Origin of the sequence: Phreatobacter sp. AB_2022a (assembly GCF_026847585.1) — a bacterium.
In the GTDB taxonomy this organism is placed as follows: domain Bacteria; phylum Pseudomonadota; class Alphaproteobacteria; order Rhizobiales; family Phreatobacteraceae; genus Phreatobacter.
On the sequence record NZ_JAPSET010000032.1, the window covers coordinates 25,971 to 46,934 of the forward strand.

General features: G+C 68.5%; 22 protein-coding genes. 1 reads left to right on the top strand and 21 read right to left on the bottom strand.

Going from position 1 to position 20,964, the window contains the following annotated elements:
* Positions 1 to 7 precede the first annotated feature (7 nt).
* The 21 genes from OZ671_RS21320 to leuC form a co-directional block, all read right to left on the bottom strand.
* Positions 8 to 505 carry a hypothetical protein gene (locus OZ671_RS21320; RefSeq protein ID WP_038301315.1) on the bottom strand — a complete coding sequence of 166 codons (498 nt, stop codon included), beginning with the start codon at positions 503 to 505 and terminating at the stop codon, positions 8 to 10.
* Positions 502 to 1,056, bottom strand: a complete 555-nt coding sequence (locus OZ671_RS21325; RefSeq protein WP_268862586.1) for a permease — start codon at positions 1,054 to 1,056, stop codon at positions 502 to 504. The genes OZ671_RS21320 and OZ671_RS21325 overlap by 4 nt, the downstream gene beginning before the upstream one ends.
* Positions 1,057 to 1,171: 115 nt before the next feature.
* On the bottom strand, positions 1,172 to 2,209 hold the full coding sequence (locus OZ671_RS21330) for a tellurite resistance TerB family protein (RefSeq protein WP_268862587.1): 1,038 nt from the start codon (positions 2,207 to 2,209) through the stop codon (positions 1,172 to 1,174).
* Positions 2,210 to 2,337: 128 nt separating this feature from the next.
* Positions 2,338 to 2,970: a bifunctional 4-hydroxy-2-oxoglutarate aldolase/2-dehydro-3-deoxy-phosphogluconate aldolase gene (eda, locus tag OZ671_RS21335; protein WP_038301313.1), complete on the bottom strand. Its 633-nt coding sequence runs from the start codon at positions 2,968 to 2,970 to the stop codon at positions 2,338 to 2,340.
* A gap of 115 nt (positions 2,971 to 3,085) precedes the next feature.
* The gene (locus tag OZ671_RS21340; protein ID WP_328286395.1) at positions 3,086 to 3,472 is read right to left on the bottom strand and encodes a nuclear transport factor 2 family protein; all 387 of its coding nucleotides are present in this window, start codon (positions 3,470 to 3,472) and stop codon (positions 3,086 to 3,088) included.
* Positions 3,473 to 3,546: 74 nt separating this feature from the next.
* Positions 3,547 to 4,023 (bottom strand): Lrp/AsnC family transcriptional regulator, encoded by a 477-nt coding sequence (locus tag OZ671_RS21345; protein WP_268862588.1) that lies wholly within the window; start codon positions 4,021 to 4,023, stop codon positions 3,547 to 3,549.
* Between the two features lie 106 nt (positions 4,024 to 4,129).
* The gene (locus OZ671_RS21350) at positions 4,130 to 5,281 is read right to left on the bottom strand and encodes a hypothetical protein (protein ID WP_268862589.1); all 1,152 of its coding nucleotides are present in this window, start codon (positions 5,279 to 5,281) and stop codon (positions 4,130 to 4,132) included.
* A 41-nt stretch (positions 5,282 to 5,322) separates the two neighbouring features.
* Positions 5,323 to 6,324, bottom strand: coding sequence for an ABC transporter ATP-binding protein (locus OZ671_RS21355; protein WP_268862590.1), 1,002 nt, complete (start codon positions 6,322 to 6,324; stop codon positions 5,323 to 5,325).
* Entirely contained in the window at positions 6,321 to 7,304 is a 984-nt protein-coding gene (locus tag OZ671_RS21360) for an ABC transporter ATP-binding protein (protein ID WP_268862591.1), read from the bottom strand. Before OZ671_RS21360 ends, OZ671_RS21355 begins: the two co-directional genes overlap by 4 nt.
* Positions 7,305 to 7,318: 14 nt before the next feature.
* Positions 7,319 to 8,269: an ABC transporter permease gene (locus OZ671_RS21365; RefSeq protein WP_268862592.1), complete on the bottom strand. Its 951-nt coding sequence runs from the start codon at positions 8,267 to 8,269 to the stop codon at positions 7,319 to 7,321.
* A 7-nt stretch (positions 8,270 to 8,276) separates the two neighbouring features.
* Positions 8,277 to 9,260, bottom strand: coding sequence for an ABC transporter permease (locus tag OZ671_RS21370; protein ID WP_268862593.1), 984 nt, complete (start codon positions 9,258 to 9,260; stop codon positions 8,277 to 8,279).
* An 88-nt stretch (positions 9,261 to 9,348) separates the two neighbouring features.
* Entirely contained in the window at positions 9,349 to 11,001 is a 1,653-nt protein-coding gene (locus OZ671_RS21375; protein WP_268862594.1) for an ABC transporter substrate-binding protein, read from the bottom strand.
* Between the two features lie 121 nt (positions 11,002 to 11,122).
* Positions 11,123 to 11,422, bottom strand: a complete 300-nt coding sequence (locus tag OZ671_RS21380) for a cupin domain-containing protein (RefSeq protein ID WP_268862595.1) — start codon at positions 11,420 to 11,422, stop codon at positions 11,123 to 11,125.
* Positions 11,423 to 11,429: 7 nt separating this feature from the next.
* Positions 11,430 to 11,879 (bottom strand): hypothetical protein, encoded by a 450-nt coding sequence (locus tag OZ671_RS21385; RefSeq protein ID WP_268862596.1) that lies wholly within the window; start codon positions 11,877 to 11,879, stop codon positions 11,430 to 11,432.
* 10 nt (positions 11,880 to 11,889) lie between these two features.
* Entirely contained in the window at positions 11,890 to 13,626 is a 1,737-nt protein-coding gene (locus tag OZ671_RS21390; protein ID WP_268862597.1) for an SDR family oxidoreductase, read from the bottom strand.
* The gene (locus OZ671_RS21395) at positions 13,623 to 14,102 is read right to left on the bottom strand and encodes a thiol-disulfide oxidoreductase DCC family protein (protein ID WP_268862598.1); all 480 of its coding nucleotides are present in this window, start codon (positions 14,100 to 14,102) and stop codon (positions 13,623 to 13,625) included. Before OZ671_RS21395 ends, OZ671_RS21390 begins: the two co-directional genes overlap by 4 nt.
* Positions 14,103 to 14,158: 56 nt before the next feature.
* Positions 14,159 to 15,574 carry a serine hydrolase domain-containing protein gene (locus OZ671_RS21400; protein ID WP_268862599.1) on the bottom strand — a complete coding sequence of 472 codons (1,416 nt, stop codon included), beginning with the start codon at positions 15,572 to 15,574 and terminating at the stop codon, positions 14,159 to 14,161.
* A gap of 115 nt (positions 15,575 to 15,689) precedes the next feature.
* Positions 15,690 to 16,040, bottom strand: coding sequence for a YciI family protein (locus tag OZ671_RS21405; RefSeq protein WP_038301301.1), 351 nt, complete (start codon positions 16,038 to 16,040; stop codon positions 15,690 to 15,692).
* Between the two features lie 394 nt (positions 16,041 to 16,434).
* Positions 16,435 to 17,724 carry a 23S rRNA (adenine(2503)-C(2))-methyltransferase RlmN gene (gene rlmN, locus OZ671_RS21410; protein ID WP_442957112.1) on the bottom strand — a complete coding sequence of 430 codons (1,290 nt, stop codon included), beginning with the start codon at positions 17,722 to 17,724 and terminating at the stop codon, positions 16,435 to 16,437.
* A gap of 211 nt (positions 17,725 to 17,935) precedes the next feature.
* Positions 17,936 to 18,496 (bottom strand): invasion associated locus B family protein, encoded by a 561-nt coding sequence (locus tag OZ671_RS21415; protein ID WP_268862600.1) that lies wholly within the window; start codon positions 18,494 to 18,496, stop codon positions 17,936 to 17,938.
* Between the two features lie 504 nt (positions 18,497 to 19,000).
* Positions 19,001 to 20,410 (bottom strand): 3-isopropylmalate dehydratase large subunit, encoded by a 1,410-nt coding sequence (gene leuC, locus OZ671_RS21420; RefSeq protein WP_268862601.1) that lies wholly within the window; start codon positions 20,408 to 20,410, stop codon positions 19,001 to 19,003.
* 214 nt (positions 20,411 to 20,624) lie between these two features.
* Here leuC and OZ671_RS21425 point away from each other — a divergent pair, with 214 nt between their 5' ends.
* The gene (locus OZ671_RS21425; protein WP_268862602.1) at positions 20,625 to 20,963 is read left to right on the top strand and encodes an NIPSNAP family protein; all 339 of its coding nucleotides are present in this window, start codon (positions 20,625 to 20,627) and stop codon (positions 20,961 to 20,963) included.
* Position 20,964: the final 1 nt, after the last annotated feature.

Sequence of the window (20,964 nt, forward strand, 5' to 3'; positions counted from 1 at the left end):
CGCAGTGCTACCGCCCGCCGAGCAGCATCACTCCCCAGGCCGCCAGGAAGGGCAGCGGCAGCGAGGCGACGACACGCAGCCAGACCACGCGCGCCGGCATGACCGGCAGTTCCCAGACGAACAGCCGCTGCACCGCGAACAGGGCCCAGGCCGTCGCATAGGCGACCACCGGCACGAGGCCGGCCCCACCCTTCAGCGCGGTCGAGCCGATGGCGAAGCCGACCACCGGTCCGCCCGGCGTCAGCGTGCCCGCAACCGTCGCGATGACGAGGCCGGCGAGCCCGGATTCAGGCCCGAGCCAGGACCTGATGAGATCGGGCGGCAGCAGCGCCGCAAGGAATCCGGAACCGACGACGCCGATGGCGAGGCGCGGCAGCAGGTGCAGGAAATCGAGCGTGCCGCTCTTCAGGCCTGAGCCGAGCACGTCCGGCCCGCGCCGCCAGGCGAGCCATATGAGGACCGCGACGATCAGCCAGAGCGCGACCGACAGGACGAGAACGATCATGTCCGCGGCCCGCCGGGAACGACCCTTGCCAGAGCCTGCGCGAGGAAACCGGCGAGGATCGGCAGGGGCAGCGAGGCGACGGCACGCAGGATGACGAAGTCGATGCCGAAGAACGGCACCTCCCAGATCACCGCGCGGTTGAAGCCGATGAGCGTCCAGCTGGTGACGAAGGCCACCGCTGGTCCGACCCCGGCACCGATCGCCAGGAAGGCTCCGGCGAGCGGATAGATCGTGAACGGGCCGCCGGGCAGGATGGCGCCGATGGCGGTCGCAATCGCGAGGCCGGTGAGGCCGGAATCGCCACCGACCCAGCGCGCCACCACCTCGCGCGGCAGCAGGAGCTGGACGAAGGCACCGATCAGGCAGCCGGCCAGCACTTTCGGCAGGATCTCGACGAACAGCCAGGAATCCTCGCCGAGAATATGCAGGAGACCTCGGCCGCCTTCGCGGCGATAGACGAAGAAGGCCCCGGTCAGCACCAGCGCCAGCACGACCAGCGTCGAGGCGTCGAAGATCTTCCGGGCCGGTTTCGGGCGGTCTGGACTGGTCAAGGGAAGCACGCGGCCAAAGGAAGCGGGCGGACTCCGTCGAGCCCGCCCGCGCCTTAAGTCACATTGTCACCGGCGGCAAGCCGGCGGCCGCTCGGCAGCCCTGCATCCGGCCCGGTCAGGCGGTGCGGGCGGCCTTGGCTTCCGCCGCCGCCTGGTCGAGATGGGCGACGAGCTGCTGGTCGAGGCCGAGCGCCGAGGCGAAATCCTTCAGGAACTGCTCCTCGGCGGGATTGTCGACGGTCATGCCGAGATGGGCGGCGAGATAGGCCTGCGCCTTCATCTCGTCGGTGGTGCAGGCCGCGGCGATCGCCGCGACGCTCGGCGGCGAGGACAGGAGATTGTCGAGATAGGACTTCTCGGCCGTGCCGAGGCCGAGGGAGTCGAGCTGGCCGACGATCGAGGTGCGCTCGTCGTCGCTCAGTTCGCCATCGGCATAGGCGCCGGCGATCATCGACTGCAGCAGCAGTTCGGCGGTGCGGTCGACCGAGCCGGCGGCGTCGGAGAAGCCCTGCGGCGGCTGGCCGAGGCCGAGAATGGCGCTGACATCCTCCATCGTGCTCTGCACGACCGGCTTGCCCTGCTGGAAGTTGCGCAACGCGACATAGGCAAGGCCGCCGATTGCGGCAAGGCCGCCGAGCCGCGCCGCGGTTCCGGCGATCTGCCGGCCGGCCCCCGTGCCGAGCAGGAGGCCGGCGAGCGTGCCGGCGCCGGCGAGACCGGCGAAACCGCCGGTATTCTGCTGGAGCTGGTCGAAGGTCTGTTTCAGAAAGCCACCGAGATTGCCTTCGGCCTGGGCCTTCTGGAAGCCGGAAGCCAGGTCGCCGAAAATATTGCCGGCCTGGGCCTGGGCCGAGCTGGCACCCGACTGGGCGGCATTGGCAAGGCCGCTCAGCAGGCCGCCGAGGCCGCCGAACCCGCCCTGCCCCGCGTCCTGGGCACCCGGCGCGGCGGCAGTGCCGGCCCCCTGGCCCTGGGCGCCCTGCAGCGCCCGGGTGAGCTGATCGAGCAGCGAGCCGCCCGGCGCAGCGCCCGCCTGTGCGCCCTGACCACCCTGTCCTGCCATGCCGGCGAGCTGCCCGAGAAGGCCACCGCCGCCGCCCGGCTGGGTGCCGCCCGACAGCATGGAGGTGAGAATCTTGGAAATGTCGGTCACTTGACTTCTCCCTGAATGCCGGGCCGGTCCGGCCCGAAGTCCCATGCGGTTGGCCCCAACATGCACTGCGACGAAGCTTGCCGCCTCGATACTGCTCCAGCAGAACGAAGAACTATGCCGGTTTCGTGTCAGCCACGCAAAACGCTCGCGGCCCGCGCCAGTTCCTCGATCCGTGAAAAATCTTTTGCCGCGACCGCTTCGTCGGGCACCACCCAGGAACCGCCGACCGCGCCGACATTGGCGAGCGCGAGATAGGCCGGCGCTTTGGCGGCGTCGATGCCGCCGGTCGGGCAGAAGGCGAGGCCGGGCAACGGCCCGGCAAGGCTCTTGAGGAAAGCGACGCCGCCGGCCGGCTCGGCCGGAAAGAACTTCAGGCAGGTGAAGCCGCGCTCGGCGAGCGCCATGGCCTCGCTGGCCGTCGCGCAGCCCGGCAGGACCGGCACGCCGGCATCCGCCAGGGCGGCGGCGAGATCGGGCGGCGTGCCCGGCGAGACGAGGAACTGGGCGCCCGCGCCGATCGCCCGTCCGATATCGTCGGGCCTGGTGATCGTGCCGGCTCCGACCACGGCGTCCGGCACGCCGGCCCGCATGGCGGCGATCGCCTCGAGCGCCTGCGGCGTGCGCAGCGTCACCTCGAGCACGCCAAGGCCGCCGGCCACCAGCGCGCGCGCCAGCGGCACGGCGGTCGCAGCGTCCTTGATGGTCAGCACCGGGATCACCGGGCCGAGGGCAAGCAACGGGCGGGCGTCGACGACGGACATGGGCAACCTCGGTGAAAGGCCTGTCGCAGCAAGGCGGGCGCACCTTGCCCGGCCTCCTGTCATAGAGCAAAGGCGCGGGGCTGCGCACCCACGGGCGCGCGAAATAACGGCGCGCTCAGCCCCGCAGCGCGGCCGGATCGTAGAAGAAGCGCTCGCGGACGATCTTGTCGCCGCGCCAGAGCTGCAGCGCCATTTCGTCGAGCCGGCGGGTGACGCCGTCCTTGCCGGTCATCTCGAACACCCAGTTGATCGCGACATGGTCGCCGTCGACGAGAAAGGTCGTCACCTTGTGGGTATGGACCTTGGTGCGAGCCAGCACGGCCGCCTCGTGCGCCACCAGCACGTCGCGGCCGACCCGCGGCGGGGCGGTGTTTTCCTGCATCGAGGCGTCCTCGGCATAGAACTCCTCGATGGCGCGCACGTGGTCGTTGCTTTCGACGGTGCGGATGAAACGCTCGACGGTCTCGCGGCTCGGCATGGTCGGCAATCCCTTCTGCGGCATGGGCGGCCGAGCCTCGCCCGGATGGCAATGGCCCCGCCATCGGGAACGACGCGGATCTTGCGCGGTACCGATCGTCAGCGCGACAGCGGCAGCCGCGGATCGTCCTTCAGCGTATCCAGAACGATCGAGGAGCGCACGCGGGCGACGCTTTCGTGCGGCAGCAGCACCTCGTTGACCAGCGTCGCCAGCGCCTTGAGGTCGCGCACGATCAGCTTCATCAGATAGTCGGCATCACCGGTCATGGCATGCGCCTCCTGCACCTCCGGCATGGCACGCACGAGATCGCCGAAACGTTTGGCATTGAGGCCGGAATGGGTGGCGAGCGACACGAAGATGAAGACCGTGACGCCGAAGCCGAGCCGCACCGCGTCGAGATCGGCGCGGTAGCGCCGGATGAGACCGGCTTCCTCGAGGCGCTGGCGCCGGCGCGACACCTGCGAGGCCGACAGGCGCACGAGATCGGCGAGTTGCTGGTTGGTGCGCGCGCCGTCCGCCTGAAGCGCGTCCAACAGGCGCAGATCGAACGTGTCGACGTCGGTGGTCGTGATCATCGTTCGGCAGGATAGAGCACGAAACGTGCACGCGGAAGCACGCGCGCAAGCGCATGGCGCGCACTTTGCTCAACCTGCGCATGATGCGCCGTGCCAGCAGCCGGCGCTAGAGGATCGGGTAGACGACCCCGACCCAGGGGAGCGCCGCAACCGCAAGCGCCGCGGCCATCACCGAACGATTGGCCGGCTCGATGTCGGAGGCATCCGTCACCGGGCCGTCGACCGCAACGATCTGCGCCTGGCTCATGAGGACGAAGCAGAGCGCGAGATTGCCGAGGTGCCGGGCATAGTCGAAGGTGATGACGTTGGTCACCAGGAAGCCGGCGAGCACCACCGCGGCGATGGCGAGATAGCTGCAATAGGCCAAAGGCGCACGCGTCCTGAGCGCACCGATGCGGCGGGCGAAGAACAGGATCAGCGGCAGGTGGATCAGCACCAGCGTCGCATAGATCGGCGCGCGCCTGACATGGCCTGGAACCATGGTCAGCGACTGGCGGAACTCCTCGCCGATCGTCGAATACCACATCAGGACCTGACGCGCGGGCACCGGCTGCAGGGCGCGGGCGTGCAGGCCTTCGAGGAACGCATCCGGCGACACCATCGCCGCGGTCGCGGTGAGCAGATAGGCGAACAGCGCGGCGAGCAGCACGAGCGAGACGGCGATGCGCGCCATGGCATGGCCCTCGATCCGGCCTGCCGCGCCGATCGAGCGGATGGCGAGGATGCCGTAAATGGTCGGCAGGTAGATGGTGGCATGGACGTGGTGGACGAACAGGAGGAGCGCGCTCGCCCCGCCGATCAGCCACCAGGTCGCGCGCCTCAGCGGCAGCAGCACGGCGAGCATGGCGACGATCGCGCCGAGAACGTCGAACTTGCCGAGATTGCCGACGAAATTCTTGAACAGCAACGGCGAGCCGAACAGGAAACAGGCGAGCACGAGCGTTTCCAGCTGCCGGGGGCGATAGGTTCTGGCGAAGATCGTCACGTAGAGGGCGAGCGCCACGAGGATCGCGGCGAAGCCCTCGATGCGCACCGCCCAGGGCGAGACGAGATCCGTGAACCAGGAATAGATCTCGCCGACCAGTCCGCGCCGGATCAGCCCGTGCTCATAGCTCACCAGGCGATGGACATATTCCGAATCGGGCAGCGGCCAGGCCGAGCGGTGGATCGTCACCACCGCGAGCGCCAGGAGATTGATCCAAAGCGCGAGCCGGTAGACCCCGAGGGTGTCGGCTTTTCGCGCGATGGTTGTCGTCATGCAGCCTCACCCCCGGGTGGCCGCATGTAACAATTTGTTTCTCAGGCAGCAAGCCGCCCTTCTGCGACAGCATGACACGCCACCGTGCCATAGGCATCGGACACCGGTGCCGGCATCTCGGTCCGGCACCGGCCATTGGCCAGCGGACAGCGCGGGTTGAACGGGCAGCCGGCCGGCGGGGTGATCGGATTGGGAATCTCGCCGTCGACGGGCTTGCGCGCCCGGCCCGACATTTCGAGATCCGGCACCGCATCGAGCAGCATGCGCGTATAGGGATGGCGCGGCGCCTGGAACATCTGCCTGGCCGGCGCCACCTCGACCAGCCGGCCGAGATACATCACGCCGATGCGCGTCGCCATGTGGCGGACCACCGCCAGATTGTGCGAGATGAACAGATAGGTCAGGCCGAACTCGTCCTGCAGGTCGCGCATCAGGTTGAGGATCTGCGCCTGCACGGAGACGTCGAGCGCCGAGGTCGGCTCGTCGCAGACGATGAATTCGGGCTTGGACGACAGCGCCCGGGCGATCGCGATGCGCTGGCGCTGGCCGCCGGAGAACTCGTGCGGATATTTCGCACCGTCGGCGGGGTCGAGGCCGACCGTCTTCAGGAGCCGGCCCACCTCGGCCTCGATGGCGGCGTTGTCGCGCATCAGGCCGAAGGCGCGGATCGGCTCGGCAATGATCCGGTCGACCCGCCAGCGCGGATTGAGCGAGGCGAACGGCGACTGGAAGATCATCTGGATCTTCTTGCGCAGCGTCCTGAGCCGCGCCTGGTCGTCGCGTTTCCAGATGTCGACGCCTTCGATCGACACCGAGCCGCCGGACGGCGGCAGCAGGCCGACGACCATGTTGGCGACCGTCGACTTGCCCGAACCGGATTCGCCGACGAGCGCGAAGGTCTCCCGGCGGCCGATGGTGAAGGACACGTCCTGCACGGCGCGGAGGAAGCGCTTCTCCTCGCGCTCGATCATCCGGTTCAGCCAGGGCTTGGATACGTCGAAGGTGCGCGACAGATTGCGCACGGTCACCAGCGGCTCGCTCACGCCACCGTCTCCTCTGACTTCGCATAGAGCCAGCAGGCGGCGGCTCCGGCACCGAGCGGTATCGGATCGGGACGTTCCGTCCGGCAGCGGTCGAACACTTTCGGGCAGCGCGGATTGAAGGCGCAGCCCTTCGGAATGGCGGTCAGCCGCGGCATCGAGCCCGGGATCTGCACGAGCCTGTCGGTATCCGTGTCGAGCGTCGGGATCGAGCCCATCAGGCCCTCGGTATAGGGATGGCGCGCGCGCTTGATCACGTCCTGCACCGGACCGATCTCGGCGATGCGGCCGGCATACATGACGGCGACGCGGTCGGCGGTTTCGGCAATGACGCCCATGTCGTGGGTGATCAGCATCACCGCCGTGCCATGATCCTTGCAGAGCTTCTTCAGGAGGCCGATGATCTGCGCCTGCACCGACACGTCGAGGGCGGTCGTCGGCTCGTCCGCGATGACGAGCTCTGGACCCGCGCAGAGCGCCAGCGCCAGCACGACGCGCTGGCGCATGCCGCCGGAGAACTGGTGCGGATAGGCGTCGATGCGCTTTTCGGGGGCGGAAATGCCGACCTCGGCCAGGAGGTCGATCGCCTTGGCGCGCGCCTGCGCGGCGCTCAGCGGGGCATGGGTGCGGATCGTCTCGACGAGCTGCTCGCCCACCGTATAGAGCGGGTTGAGCGAGGTCAGCGGATCCTGGAACACCATGCCGATGCGTTTTCCCCGCATCTTCCGCATCGCTTCGGGGGCGAGATTGTCGATGCGCTCGCCCTTCAGGCGGATCTCGCCGCCGGCGATCCGGCCGGGCGGTTCGAGCAGGCCGATCACCGCGGTGCCGGTCATCGACTTGCCGGCTCCGGACTCGCCGACGACGCCCAGCACCTCGCCCGGCTGGATGTCGAAGGAGATGTGGTCGACCGCGGTGAGGATGCCGCGGCGCGTCGGAAATTCGACCACGAGATCGCGGACGGACAGAACGGGTGTCGTCATTTCAACTCGTCAACTCAGCGCAGCCTCGGATTCAACGCATCGCGCAGCCAATCACCTAACAGATTGATCGACAAGGCCAGCAGTACCAGCGCGAGCGCCGGGAAGAACAGAATCCACCATTCTCCCGAGAAAAGATATTGCTGGCCGAACCGGATCAGCGTGCCGAGCGAGGGCTGGGTCGGCGGCACGCCGACGCCGAGGAAGGACAGCGTCGCCTCCTCGATGACGGCGAGCGCCAGATTGATGGTCGAGATGACCAGCACCGGCCCGGTGACGTTGGGCAGCACATGGCGCAGCATGATGACGAAGGGCGGCCGGCCGATGACGCGTGCCGCCTGGACATATTCCTTGTTGCGCTCGACCAGGGTCGAGCCGCGCACGGTGCGGGCATATTGGGCCCAGTTGGACAGGCCGATCGCTACGATCAGCACCCAGATCGCCATCTGCTCGTGGTTCGCCGCGGCGATCAGCCCGCGCGCCACGCCGAAGAACAGGAGCGCGATCAGAATGGCGGGGAAGGACAGCTGGATGTCGGCGACGCGCATGATGAAGGCGTCGGTGCGCCCGCCGACATAACCGGCGACGAGCCCGAGCGCGACGCCCATGGCGACCGAGAAGAAGACCGCGGCGAAGCCGACGAACAGCGAGACGCGCGAGCCGTAGAGAATGGCCGAGAGCAGGTCGCGGCCCTGATTGTCGGTGCCGAGCCAATAGACCGTGCCCGAGCTCGCGCCCGCCTCGCCCGGCCGGGTATAGGCGTCGAGCAGGTCGAGCGCCGCCGGATCGAAGGCGTTCTGCGGCGCGATCCGGTCGGCGAAGATCGCGGCGAGGATCAGCACGACGGTCATCACCGCCGCGATCATCGCGACCGGCGAATGCCGGAAGCTCCAGGCGATGTCGGAGTCCCAGGCCTTTTTCAGGCGGGTCGCAAGGCCGGGCCGTGCGGGTTCGGTGGAGAGTGTCATCCCGGCCTCAATGCGCTGCCGCCGCGCCGGCGCCGCGCAGGCGCGGATCGAGCGCGAAATAGAGGAGGTCGACGACGAGATTGGTCACGACGAAGACGAAGGCGACGAACATCAGATAGGCCGCCATGACGGGGATGTCGACGAACTGGACGGCGTTGACGAACAGGGCGCCGAGGCCCGGCCACTGGAACACGCTCTCGGTGACGATGGCGAAGGCGATGACCGAACCGAGTTGCAGGCCGACCACGGTGGTGACCGGGATCATGGTGTTCTTCAGGGCATGGCGGAACCAGATCACCCGCTCCGGCACACCGCGGGCGCGGGCGAACTTCACATAGTCGGTGCGCAGCGTTTCCAGCATTTCGGCGCGGACCAGGCGCATGATCAGGGTGAGCTGGTAGAAGCCGAGGGTGAGCACCGGCATGACCAGCGACTTCAGCCCCGAGGCGGTGAGGAGCCCGGTCGTCCACCAGCCGAAGGCGATGACGTCGCCGCGCCCGAACGAGGGCAGCCAGCGCAATTCGACCGCGAACAGCCAGATGAGGCCGATGCCGATCAGGAAGGTCGGCAGGGAAACCCCGACCAGCGACAGGGACAGGATGGCATGGGCGAGGATGCCGTCGCGCCGGATGGCGGTGACGACGCCGAGCACGATGCCGACGATCAGCGCGAAGGCCGCCGAGAGCACGGCGAGCTCGACGGTCGCCGGCAGCCGCTCCTTGATGAGGTCGATCACCGGTCGGCCCTGGCGGAAGCTGACGCCGAACTGCAGCTGCGCGGCATTGCCGACGAAACGCAGGAACTGGACGGGAATGGGATCGTCGAGGCCGAGCTCGCGGGCGAGCTCGAGCCGGTCGGCGATCGTCGCCTCCTGGCCGACCAGGTTCGACACCGGGTCGCCGACGAAGCGGAACATGGAAAAAGCCACCAGCGCCACGGCCAGCATGACCAGCACGGCCTGCGCGAGGCTTTTGACGGCATAAGCGATCATGGCTCGATCCGATCACGGCACGCCGCCCGTCCCCGCCCGGCGGCAGGAATGGGCGGCGCCCGATGCGACGTGATCACGCTGCCGGCGATCAGGAGGTGCCGAAGCGGAAATATTTGAACCAGGCCTGGGCGTCGGGATGGACCGGCACCTGCAGGCCGCCGCGCATGGCGTGGCTGATCGACTGGACGTGCAGCGGCACGTAGATCGTCTCGTCCTTCAGGATGCGCTGAAGATCGGCGATCTCGGCATTGCGGCGCGCCACGTCGGGCATGGTCTGCAGGGCGATCATGCGCGCGTCGAGCGCGGGATTGGAATAGCGCGTGCCGTTCCAGGTGCCGTTCGAGGCGGTCCGGGTGTGGAACATGAAGGTCAGCACATATTCCGCGTCATAGGTCGGGATGCCCCAGCCGACCAGGAAGAAGTCGAGCTCCTCGCGCTGCAGCTCGGGGAAATGCTGGGCAGCCGGCTTGGCCACCAGATTGGCCTTGATGCCGATCTGGCCGAGCATGCCGACCAGCGCCTGGCAGATGTTCTCGTCCGCCACATAGCGGTTGTTGGTGCATTGCAGGGTGACCGAGAAGCGCGTGTTGCCGGCATCCGGGCGGCGCGGATAGCCGGCCTCGTCCAGCGCCTTGTTGGCACCCGCGACATCGACCCGCGGCACGGCGGCGATCTCCGGCGAATAGCCGGAAATGAAATTGGTGCCGACATAGCCGATCGGCACGCCCTGGCCGCGCATCACGACGCGGGTGATGGCGTCGCGGTTGACCGCGCCGTTGATCGCCGCGCGCACCCGGCGGTCGGCGAACGGATTGCGGCCGCGGATGTCGGAGGATTTCAGCTCCGCCGACCCGACATTGAAGCCGAGGAAGATGACCCGGTTCTCGGGCCCGGTATTGACCTTGACGCCCGGGCTCTGCTGCAGGCGCGCAATGTCCTGCACCGGCACGTCGTGGACGGCGTCGACCTCGCCCGACAGGAGCGCCGCGATGCGCGTCGCATCCTGCTGGATCGGCACCAGGATCAGCTCGGATACTTCGAGCGGGAACTGGCTGCGGCCCCAATAACCTTCGAAGCGGCGCATCACCGTGCGCACGTCCGGCTCGCGCGAGACGAGCTGATAGGCGCCGGTGCCCATGGCGTTGCGCGTGGCGCCGTTTTCCTGCCGCTCGCGGATGTTCTGCGGTTGCACCGCATTGTTGGCCTCGGCCCAGGCCTTCGACATCATGAAGATGTTGGTCAGGTTCTCGAACAGCAGCGGGTTCGGCGCCTTGGTCTTGATCCGCACGGTATGCGCATCGACCTTGGTGACGCTTTCGATCGAGGTGATCAGGCCGCGGAAGTCCGATGTCGGCGAGCGCGCGCGATCGAAGGAGAACACCACGTCGTCGGCGGTGAAGGCGCTGCCGTCGTGGAACTTGACGCCCTGGCGCAGCTTGACCTCCCAGACCGTCGGATCCTCGGCGAGGTTGCGCCATTCGACGGCAAGGGTCGGCACCAGCTTGCCGTCATAGCCGCGATGGACCAGCGGCTCGTAGATCTGATGCGCCACCGCGGTGGTCGGCCCGATGTTGGCCGACATCGGGTCGAGCGTCTGGGCATCGACCGAACGCGCCCAGCGCACGGTGCGGGCATCCGCGTGCGATGCGCCGGCAAGGCCGGCGGCGGCGAGCGCCGCCGCGAGCCAGAGCGAATGCAGGCGCGGCCTGCGGATTCCAGATGTCCGAGACAAGGACGACATGAGCCCCTCCAGGCCGTTTTCTGCCGGGTCAGCGCCCGGTTTCTGGAGGGGATCATAACAAGGCGTAGAACAGTGTCACCGGCGCGGCCGACAAAAAAGCCGCGCCCAAACGCCGCGAATCTTACGGCTTGATCTCGATTTCGATGAAGGCGTAGGGCTTGCCGGAGGCGTTGATGATGTTGTGCTCGATACCCTCGGCGCGGAAATAGGGCACGTGCTGGGTCAGCACCGCTTCCGACGAGGTGCCGTCGGGCAGTTCGGCCAGCAGCTTGCCGTCGGCGAGCGGCACCACGACATAGTCCCAGCCATGGCGGTGCCAACCCGTCTCCGCACCGTCGGAGAAGTTCCAGCGGGTGACCTTGACCTTGTCGTTGTCGACGAGGACTTCGGGTTCGGCAGGCGGCCGGCAGGTGAAGGTCATGATCTCTTTAGTCCTTTGCGGAATTGGCGCCGGCCGACCGGCCGGCAACGAGCCAATAGAGGAAACCGGAGGCAAGTCCGGCGACGACATGAACGACGAGCCGCTGCATGGTGAAGGCGGGAGCATCGTCGAGCAGCGGATCGAAGGCATCGTCCACGCCCTTGAGCAGCACGAAACCGAGCGCGCCGAGCGAACCGACAAGACCGAACGCGAGATAGACGAGGAGCGAGCGCCAGCGCAGCACCTCGGCGGCGAGCACGGCGATCAGCAGCGGCCAGACATACCAGGCGACCTGGCTCATCAGGAAGCCGACGATCAGGCTGCCCGCGAGCGGCTCGGGAATCCGCCCCTTGTTCAGGTCGAAGACCAGCACGATGGCGCAGGCGACCGCCAGCGCCACGACGAAGGCGACGATCGCGCGCAGGACGCGCAGGAGAAGGGAGCCGAGCCGATTCATCGCCGGGAAGCTAACCCCGCGCCCCCTGGCTTGGAACCCCGCTTTGCTCAGGGGAGCCCTCCGGCACCGGCTCGAGCCAGCCGCGATAGCGCACGATCAGGCCGAGACGGCGATGGCCGATCTCGACGTGGAAGCGGAAGCGGCCGTCTTCGACCGCCTCGAAGGCGGATCCCGCCGGCGCCAGAGCCAGCGGCAGGGGAACGCCCAGCACCGACCATCGGCGCGGAACGAGCGACAGGCGCCCGTCGGCAACCACCAGCGCGAGGTCGAAGCGGGCGACGCCAAAGCGCTCGATGAGCAGATGCCCTGCCTTGCCATGGCCGGCTTCCTGGATGCTGGAGAAACTGCGGCCGGCAAAGCAGCGCCGCCAGATCTCGCGGCCGCCGTCGCGCGCGAACACCACTTCGAGCGGCACGTCGGCTGCGGCTTTCGGAAAACCGATGAGCGCGCCGGCGAGCCAGGACAGCGGGCCACGGCCCCGCTCGACCTCGGCCCGGCCGCGCACGACGAAACGCGGTTCCGCGCCGTGCATCGCCCGGATCTCGGCCGGCAGACGGTCGAAGGCAGGACCGAGGATGCGCCGGTAGAGCGAGGGCTCGGCGGCCGCGGCCCGATCGTCGCGTGTCCCGTGCACGATGCCGGCAGCCGCGAAGCTCGCCGCGAAATCGTCGAGCTCGAGACCTGCCGCCGCCGAGCGCGCGCCGGATGCCGGGCGCCTGCCATCAACGCAGCGGCGGACCAGAACCGCCGCCGGCATCGCGGGAATGAACGGTCCGGCATCGCCTTCGGCAAGGAGATGCCAGGAGCGCGCGAAGGGCTGGCCCTCGGCCGTCAGGCCGGTGGCCTCCACCAGCATGCCGCCGCGATGTTCGCCCCAGGCAAATCGCGCCGTGACCGTGTGGAACAGCGGGGCGAGGCGTTCGAGCGAGGGCAGAAGGCCGCGCCGGACCAGCCTGGCAAACCCGTTGAGACCGCGCTGCCAGACGGCCGGCAGGGTGCCGGCGCCGACCCAGACCGAACGAAGCTCCGGCCAGAGCCGCGGCAGCTCGGTCAGGTCGGGCACCTCGACCAGCGAGAAGCGGCGCGCGCCGAGCGGCAGATGGCCGGGCGGCGCGACGGTCCGCGTGATGCTCTCGACCAGCGCGACGCCGGTCGTGTCCAGGCCCTCGCGGCGCAGCGCGATCGGCCGGCCGGCATAACCCGCAATGGCGCGGATCACGTTGAGGCCGATGCCGGCGCGCGGCGACGGCGCGACGCCGCCGGTGATCGTTTCGACCGTGCCACCATCGGCGAGCCGGCGGGTCACCGCCGCCGACAGAACCGGAAAGCTGCTGGCACCGGACAGGACGAAGACATTCCTCGCCCTGGCCGCTGCGTCGCGCGTGCCGATGCCGGCGACGAAGGCCGCGCCGTCGGCGAGGTCGATATAGCCCATGCCCGCGGCAATCGCCGCATCCACCACCCCATAGGGCTCGACGCCATAGGCCTGGAACGGCCCGGAGGCATCGACCACCAGGTCGGCGCGGACGGCGGCGAAGGCGGCCGCGAGATCGCCCGCGCGGTCGAGGACCAGCGGCTCGGCGCGCGCCCTGCCCCCGAGCGCGCGGCAGAACGCCTCGGCCTTGTCCTGCGATCGGCCGGCAATGATCAGGTCGAGGCGTGCTTGGTCGGCGAGCAGGCGCGCCAGCCGGCCGCCGAAAGTGCCGTAGCCGCCGAGGATGAGGACGCGAAAGCGGCCCTCGGTCATGCGAGGAACCGGTCCTCGTCGCCCCGCTCGGTCAGATAGCAGCGGTCGCGCCGGCCGAGGCGCAGGCGGTTGCGCGCGACGATGTCGTAGAGCCCGTCGCGCCAGGCGACCGGCAGCAGCCGGCCGGCGCGCAGGACCGACCAGGGCGGGCCCAGCGCCTCGCCGATCCGGATGACGCCTTCGGCCTTGAGGAAGGTCCGGCCCTCATCGATCAGGATGCTCGTCGTATAGTCGGTCGGGTCCAGCCGGAAATGGCGGAACAGCGCTTCGCCGAGCGGCGACTGGGCGGCAAGGAAGCGGAAGCGGCGCGCCTTGTCGCGCTTGAGGATGAAACGCACCCAGCCCGAGCAGAAGGCGCAATGGCCGTCGAAGACGATGAGCGGACGGTCGTCGGGGAAAGCCGGCACGGCGGGATCGCCGCGCCAGCCATAGAGTTCGCCGGCGCCGGGCCTGCGATCGGTCGGACCATCGCTCATGGCGCCGACCCTATCGCCGGCGCCCCGGCCGGGCAATTGCCGCACCGTGCGCCGGTTCAGCGCACCACCGCTCCATAGAGCAGGTTCTTGAACAGCATGCGCGTCTGGATGCGCGTCGAAGGGCCCTGCGCCATCAGGATGCCGACGATCTGTTCGCGCGGGTCGATCGTGAAGCTGGTGCCCCACGCGCCGGCCCACATGGCATCGCCGGTCGAGCCCGGCACCACCGCAAAGCCTTCCTGCAGGCGCACCGCGAAGCCGAGGCCGAAGCCGTAGCCCGGGCCGGTCGAGGCGGCCGGCGAGCCGCCCATGCCGACGAGGTGGTTCGACAGCATGAACTCGACCCATTTGCGCGAGACCAGCCGGCGGCCCTCCAGCTCGCCGCCGTTCAGGATCATCTGGGCGAAACGCAGATAGTCTTCCGCCGTCGAGACGAGGCCGCCGCCGCCCCTGAGGTACTGGCCGATTTCAACCGGATTGTCGAAGATCCGGTAGGACTGCCACATCGCCGCCTTCAGGGGATCGGCATCGAGCGCCTCGGCCACGCGGTTGCGCTGGCCCTGCGGCACGTACCAGGACGTATCCTCCATGCCGAGCGGCTCGAGAAGCGTCTCCTTGACGAGGATATCCAGGCGCTTGCCGCTGACCCGCTCGAGCAGCAGGCCGAGCACGTCGGTGGAGATCGAATATTCGAAGGTCGTGCCCGGCTGGTGGGCGAGCGGGATCTGGCCGAGACGGCGCAGCATCTCGTCGCCGGAAATGGCCGCGTCGCGCCCTTCGATATTCTGGCTCTCGTAGAGCTGCTTCAGGCGCGGCGAGCGCACCGAGCCGGCATAGAAAAGGCCCGACGTGTGGCGCAGCAGATCCTGGACGGTGATCGGCCGGTCGGCCGCGACGTCCTCGCTGGTCGCCTGCCCGTCGGTGCCCGTGCGCCGCACCTCGACCTTGAGGTCGCGCAACTCCGGCAGCCAGGTGCTGATCGGATCGGACAGCTTCATGCGCCCCTGCTCGATCAGCATCACCGCCACGGTCGAGACGATCGGCTTGGTCATCGAGGCAAGCAGGAACAGGGTGTCGCGCGTCATCGGCGTGGTCTTTGCCGCGTCGCGGAAGCCATGCGCCTCGAAATGCACGATCCGGCCGCCGCGCGCGATCAGCGTCACCGCACCGGCGAAGGTGCCGCGATCGACCTCGCCGCGCATGACGGTGGCGATGCGCGCGAGGCGCTCGCGCGACATGCCCTGGACGAGGCCGCCATCGGGCCCGCCGCGGCTGCGCTCGCGCCGGGGCTGGCGGTCGAAGCCGGGAACACGCTCGAAGCCGCGATCGCCGTCCCGGCGGCGTTCGAGGTCCGAACCGCGGTCGAAGCCGCGGTCGGGCGCCGGCACGAACTGGGCGAAGGCCGCACCGGGCAGAGAGGCAGAAGCGAGCGTCAGCAACAGCGCGAGAGCGCTTGGGCGTACCAGCCGCATGGTGTCTCCTCAGGATCGAGCTTTGCGCAGCCGGTCTTGCCGCCGGCCGGCAAAGCTGACCATCGGAACCGCCGACGGGTCAAGGCACCCGCCGGCGCACGCCCCGCCCCGGTCTTCAGGAATAGGTCCAGACCGGCCGGACCTCGATCGTGCCGATGCTCGCGCCCGGGCAGCGTGCGGCCCAGGAAATGGCCTGGTCGAGGTCGGGAACGTCGATGAGGTAGTAGCCGCCGAGCTGCTCCTTGGTTTCGGCATAGGGGCCATCCAGCACCTGGTTCCTGCCGTCGACCACCCGCACCGACGTCGCCGTCGCGACCGGCCTCAGCCGGTTGCCTGCGAGGAGATGGCCGGCCGACTGCAGGGCCGCGGTATAGGCGTGATAGGCGGCGATCGTCTGGTTGATCGCGGCTTCGGTCCAGCCCTCGCGCTTGGATTCGTCTTCGTAGATCATCAGCAGATATTGCATGGTCGTCTCCTTGACCGTCGCGACGCGCCATGCGCCGCCGGTCCAGTGACGCGCGATCCGGCTGGATTTTGACAGGCGCCGAAAAAATAATGGCGCGGCGCGGGACCGGCGTCGAGGCGGCCCGCGCGTCCCGGTGGCTCACCCCACGGCCGGGATGCCGGCGAGCCCGTCGCGCCGCAGTGGCGGCGCACCGTCCGGCAGCGGGCCGGCGGCGATGAAGCCGACATCGGGGGCAGATCGCGCCGGAGCGGCCTTGGTCAGCGGATGACGCGGTGACACGCCATGGCCGGCACACCGGTGCGGCTGGCGGCGACGGTCAACTGCCCGACGCCGACCGCGCCGAACCGGTCGCGCGCGGCGGCATGGTGCCAGCCCCGCGCCGGCGGCGGAGCGCTCAGTCGACCATCGCCATGGCGCGGAACGCGTCCTGCTCGCTCTTCGACAGGAGCGCCGCCCGATCCTTGGCGCGCAGCCGCTCGGTCTCGCTCTTCAGCTGGCCGCAGGCGGCCTGGATGTCGCGGCCGCGCGGCGTGCGCACGGGCGAGGAATAGCCGGCCTCGAACACCACGTCGGAGAAGCGCTCGATCTGCTCCCAGTCGGAACATTCGTAGCGCGAGCCCGGCCAGGGATTGAACGGGATCAGGTTGATCTTGGCCGGAATGCCCTTGAGCAGGCGGACGAGGCGGTGGGCGTCCTCGATGCTGTCGTTGACCCCCTTCAGCATCACATATTCGAACGTGATGCGGCGGGCGTTGGACAGGACGGGATAGTCGCGGCAGGCCTGCATCAGTTCGGCGATCGGATATTTCTTGTTGAGCGGCACCAGCTCGTCGCGCAGCGCGTCGGTCGTCGCGTGCAGCGAAATGGCGAGCGACACGCCGGTCTCGGCGCCGACCTCGCCGATCATCGGCACGACGCCCGAGGTCGACAGCGTGATGCGCCGCTTGGAGAACTGCAGCCCGTCCTGATCGAGCAGCACCTTCAGCGCGGTGGTGACGTTCTCGACATTGTAGAGCGGCTCGCCCATGCCCATCAGCACGATGTTGGAAACGAAACGGCCGCCGTCATCGGGCACGAAAGCGCCGTCGGGCGGCTGCTGGCCCGGCCAGTCGCCGAGCCGGTCGCGCGCCACCACGATCTGCGCGACGATCTCGTCGGCCGTCAGGTTGCGCACCAGCTTCTGCGTGCCGGTATGGCAGAAGCTGCAGGTGAGCGTGCAGCCGACCTGGCTCGAAATGCACAGCGTGCCGCGATCGCGGGTCGGGATGTAGACCGTCTCGATCTCGTGCCACTTCTCGCCTTCGAACTGCGGCGGGATGCGCAGAAGCCATTTGCGGGTGCCGTCGGCGGAGACCTGCTCGACCACGACCTCGGGCCGCTCCAGCGTATAGGCATCGGCGAGCGCAGCGCGCAGGTGCTTGGAGACGTTCGACATCTCGTCGAAGCTTTGCGCGCCGCGCTGATAGATCCACGACCAGAGCTGGGCGACGCGCATGCGCGCCTCGCGGCCTTCGACGCCGACCGCGGCGAGCGCCTCGCGCAGCGCATCACGGTCGAGGCCGACCAGCGAGCGCTTGACCGGCAGCGGGCGGATCGCCGGATCGGGGGGCGACGGCATCGGGGCGACGGGGGTTGCGGCGGATTTGGCTTTGCCGCGGGCATTGGCAAGGTCGAGCGTCGGCATCGGTCACGTCTCTGGCCACGGCACGATCCTCGAGGGCCGGGTTCCGTTCACCCGCGGACCATGTCATGTGGGAAATCAGTCAATGCTCCGGCCGGCCGCGATTGGCGCCGGGGAGCGCGTCAGGCGGGCCTATAACACGAAAGGCCGCCCAAGGGCAGCCTTTCGACGGAAATGCGGTTTGCGGCCGAAGGAGATCCGGCCGCGCCGGCGCTCAGCGGCATTCCTGCGCGACGCGATCGAGCGCCTGGGCGAGGCCGTTCAGCGAATAGGTGTCGGTGGTGACATTGCCGCGCTGCGAGGTCGAGCGGACGACGAGCTGCGAGCCGGCGCGCATGCTGGTGATCATCCGGCCCTCTTCGGCCGCGTTCTTCACCCAGGCGCCCTTGTCCTGCGTCCACATGGCGAAGCTGGTCGGGCCGATGACGACGGTGGCATCGCCGCGCAGCGCAAAGCCGAGGGTCAGCGAGACCTCGTTGCGCACGTTTTCGCCGGGACGCGAGGTGATGAAGAAGAAGGCCGGATCGCGCTGCAGGTTGGCGGGAGCGCGGGTCTTCGGCTGGGAGGCCGCATAGCAGACCTTGCCGCGCGGCGTGTTCGAGGTGAACACGCCCCAGTCGCCGAACTGGGCCACCGCCGAGCCCTGCTGGGCGGCACCCGCGGCGCGGGAATTCTGGGCCGGCCGCTGGGCCCGCTGCGCCTGTGCCTCGGACACGATGGGAAGAGCGACAGCCGCGAGTGCGAGGATGGTCAGGGCAGAAAAGGAGCGCAGCATCGCATAAACTCTACGGGTTCGGTGGGCACCAGGCAGGAATGGTTCCTCCCCATTTTTCCGTAGCATTGGAACGTCACGGTAAAGACGGGGTAAAGGATGAGACAAATCGATGGCACGAGGGGCGCGCCCGGTCGTTGACGAAGCGCCCCCCGCTTCCGGAGTGAGGTAATCACCAGCCAATCCGGGCAAGACAATGGCAAAACCGTCATGCCCAGGCAAAACGGCCCAGCGTCCAGGGACTTGGACCGAATCCCGACAAGATCGCGCGGTCATGGTCAGCGATCATAAACCATAATGCCGGACCGGCCAGATCGCCGCATCCGGCGCATCGCCGCCCCTTCGCGTGCGCGCGCAATCCCGCTGCCGGCCGGTGACCGCGAGCCCGGCCAGGCCGGGCGGCCATCGCCTGGTCGGCGGCCGCCATGGCCTGAACGGCAATGGTCCGGCGCACCGTCAAGCACGCCGGACCACGATTCCTGCCGATAATGTCGTGCCTTGCGGCGATCAGCCCCAGCTGCGCACGTCCACGAAGTGCCCCTCGATGGCGGCGGCCGCCGCCATGATCGGCGAAACCAGATGCGTGCGGCCCTTGTAGCCCTGGCGTCCCTCGAAATTGCGGTTCGAGGTGGAAGCGCAGCGCTCGCCCGGCTTCAGCTTGTCCGGGTTCATGGCAAGGCACATCGAGCAGCCCGCCTCGCGCCATTCGAAGCCGGCGGCGAGGAAGATCTTGTCGAGGCCTTCCTGCTCGGCCTGCTCCTTCACGAGGCCGGAGCCCGGAACGATCATGGCCGAGACGGTAGGGGCCACCTTGCGGTCGCGGACGACGCGGGCGACCTCGCGCAGGTCCTCGATGCGCGAATTGGTGCAGGAGCCGATGAACACCTTCTCCGGCCGGATGTCGGTGATCTTCGTGCCCGGCGTCAGGCCCATATATTCCAGCGCCCGCCACTTGGAGAGGCGCTTGTTCTCGTCCTCGATGTCGTCGGGGTTGGGCACGACGCCATTGATCGAGATGACGTCCTCCGGGCTCGTGCCCCAGGTGACGATCGGCGGCAGGTTGGCTGCGTCGAGCACGACGGTGCGGTCGAAATGCGCGCCCTCGTCGCTGTAGAGCCCCTCCCAATATTTCACTGCCATGTCCCAGGCGGCGCCCTTCGGCGCCTTCGGTCGACCCTTCAGATAGGCGAAGGTCTTCTCGTCCGGCGCGATCAGGCCGGCACGGGCGCCGCCTTCGATCGACATGTTGCAGATGGTCATCCGGCCTTCCATCGAAATGGCGCGGATGGCTTCGCCGGCATATTCGATGACCGAGCCGGTGCCGCCGGCCGTGCCGATCTCGCCGATGATGGCGAGGATGATGTCCTTGGCGGTGACGCCGTCCTTCAGCTGCCCGTCCACCCGGACGAGCATGTTCTTCGCCTTTTTCTGGATCAGCGTCTGGGTGGCGAGCACATGCTCGACCTCCGAGGTGCCGATGCCGTGGGCGAGCGCGCCGAAGGCGCCGTGGGTCGAGGTATGGCTGTCGCCGCAGACGATGGTGGTGCCGGGCAGCGTGAAGCCCTGTTCCGGGCCGATGACGTGGACGATGCCCTGACGGATATCCGCGGCATCGTAATATTCGACGCCGAAATCGGCAGCGTTCTGGGCGAGCGCCTCCACCTGCAGGCGGCTCTCCTCGTCCTTGATGCCCTGGACGCGGTCGCTGGTGGTCGGCACGTTGTGGTCGACGACGGCCAGCGTCTTGTGCGGCGCGCGCACCTTGCGGCCCGTATTGCGCAGCCCCTCGAAGGCCTGCGGGCTGGTCACTTCATGAACGAGGTGCCGGTCGATGTAGAGAAGGCAAGTGCCGTCGTCCTGCTGCTCGACCACGTGGTCGTCCCAGATCTTGTCATACAGGGTGCGGGCCTTGGCCATGGCAGACCTCTTAAGATACCTTCCAGTGTGGCAGGTCTCATATCGTTGAATTCGCCGCCTGAGAAGAGGCGCGCGCCGCCTGCATGGCAGAAGGCCAGGACAGGCAAGGTTTCGTGCCGGCGCGACCAGCCGCCGCCGGCCGCGGGCGCTGGCATCGCGGCGGCCGCGCTCCCAAATGTCGGAAAGGCATGCTGACGCGAGACGGGACCTGGCAATGATCCACCAGCTGCGCATCTGCGAAATCTTTCCGCACAACAAGGCGGCCTTCCACGACCGCTTCCGCGATCACGCGACGCGCATCATGGCCCGCCACGGCTTCGACATTGCCGCCATGTGGGAAAGCGCCGGCGCGGCGCGCATCGAGTTCATCTACCTTCTGCGCTGGCCCGACGAGGCGGCCAAGGACAGAGCCTGGACCGCCTTCTTTGCCGACCAGGAATGGGCCGACATCAAGAAGCGCACCGCGGCCGAGCACGGCACGCTGGTCGGCGCGATCGAGGACCGGATCCTGCGGCTGACCGACTATTCGCCCGATCCCGGCGGGCCCGCCTGAC

What these genes read in the sequence shown, in the direction of transcription:
- OZ671_RS21370 (WP_268862593.1), bottom strand. Translation starts at nt 9,260, where the DNA reads ATGATCGCTTATGCCGTCAAAAGCCTCGCGCAGGCCGTGCTGGTCATG.
- OZ671_RS21345 (WP_268862588.1), bottom strand. Translation starts at nt 4,023, where the DNA reads ATGATCACGACCACCGACGTCGACACGTTCGATCTGCGCCTGTTGGAC.
- OZ671_RS21415 (WP_268862600.1), bottom strand. Translation starts at nt 18,496, where the DNA reads ATGCTGCGCTCCTTTTCTGCCCTGACCATCCTCGCACTCGCGGCTGTC.
- OZ671_RS21350 (WP_268862589.1), bottom strand. Translation starts at nt 5,281, where the DNA reads ATGACGACAACCATCGCGCGAAAAGCCGACACCCTCGGGGTCTACCGG.
- OZ671_RS21425 (WP_268862602.1), top strand. Translation starts at nt 20,625, where the DNA reads ATGATCCACCAGCTGCGCATCTGCGAAATCTTTCCGCACAACAAGGCG.
- OZ671_RS21395 (WP_268862598.1), bottom strand. Translation starts at nt 14,102, where the DNA reads ATGAGCGATGGTCCGACCGATCGCAGGCCCGGCGCCGGCGAACTCTAT.
- leuC (WP_268862601.1), bottom strand. Translation starts at nt 20,410, where the DNA reads ATGGCCAAGGCCCGCACCCTGTATGACAAGATCTGGGACGACCACGTG.
- OZ671_RS21405 (WP_038301301.1), bottom strand. Translation starts at nt 16,040, where the DNA reads ATGCAATATCTGCTGATGATCTACGAAGACGAATCCAAGCGCGAGGGC.
- OZ671_RS21385 (WP_268862596.1), bottom strand. Translation starts at nt 11,879, where the DNA reads ATGAATCGGCTCGGCTCCCTTCTCCTGCGCGTCCTGCGCGCGATCGTC.
- OZ671_RS21320 (WP_038301315.1), bottom strand. Translation starts at nt 505, where the DNA reads ATGATCGTTCTCGTCCTGTCGGTCGCGCTCTGGCTGATCGTCGCGGTC.
- OZ671_RS21365 (WP_268862592.1), bottom strand. Translation starts at nt 8,269, where the DNA reads ATGACACTCTCCACCGAACCCGCACGGCCCGGCCTTGCGACCCGCCTG.
- OZ671_RS21380 (WP_268862595.1), bottom strand. Translation starts at nt 11,422, where the DNA reads ATGACCTTCACCTGCCGGCCGCCTGCCGAACCCGAAGTCCTCGTCGAC.
- OZ671_RS21390 (WP_268862597.1), bottom strand. Translation starts at nt 13,626, where the DNA reads ATGACCGAGGGCCGCTTTCGCGTCCTCATCCTCGGCGGCTACGGCACT.
- OZ671_RS21340 (WP_328286395.1), bottom strand. Translation starts at nt 3,472, where the DNA reads ATGCCGCAGAAGGGATTGCCGACCATGCCGAGCCGCGAGACCGTCGAG.
- OZ671_RS21400 (WP_268862599.1), bottom strand. Translation starts at nt 15,574, where the DNA reads ATGCGGCTGGTACGCCCAAGCGCTCTCGCGCTGTTGCTGACGCTCGCT.
- eda (WP_038301313.1), bottom strand. Translation starts at nt 2,970, where the DNA reads ATGTCCGTCGTCGACGCCCGCCCGTTGCTTGCCCTCGGCCCGGTGATC.
- OZ671_RS21360 (WP_268862591.1), bottom strand. Translation starts at nt 7,304, where the DNA reads ATGACGACACCCGTTCTGTCCGTCCGCGATCTCGTGGTCGAATTTCCG.
- OZ671_RS21375 (WP_268862594.1), bottom strand. Translation starts at nt 11,001, where the DNA reads ATGTCGTCCTTGTCTCGGACATCTGGAATCCGCAGGCCGCGCCTGCAT.
- rlmN (WP_442957112.1), bottom strand. Translation starts at nt 17,724, where the DNA reads ATGCCGACGCTCGACCTTGCCAATGCCCGCGGCAAAGCCAAATCCGCC.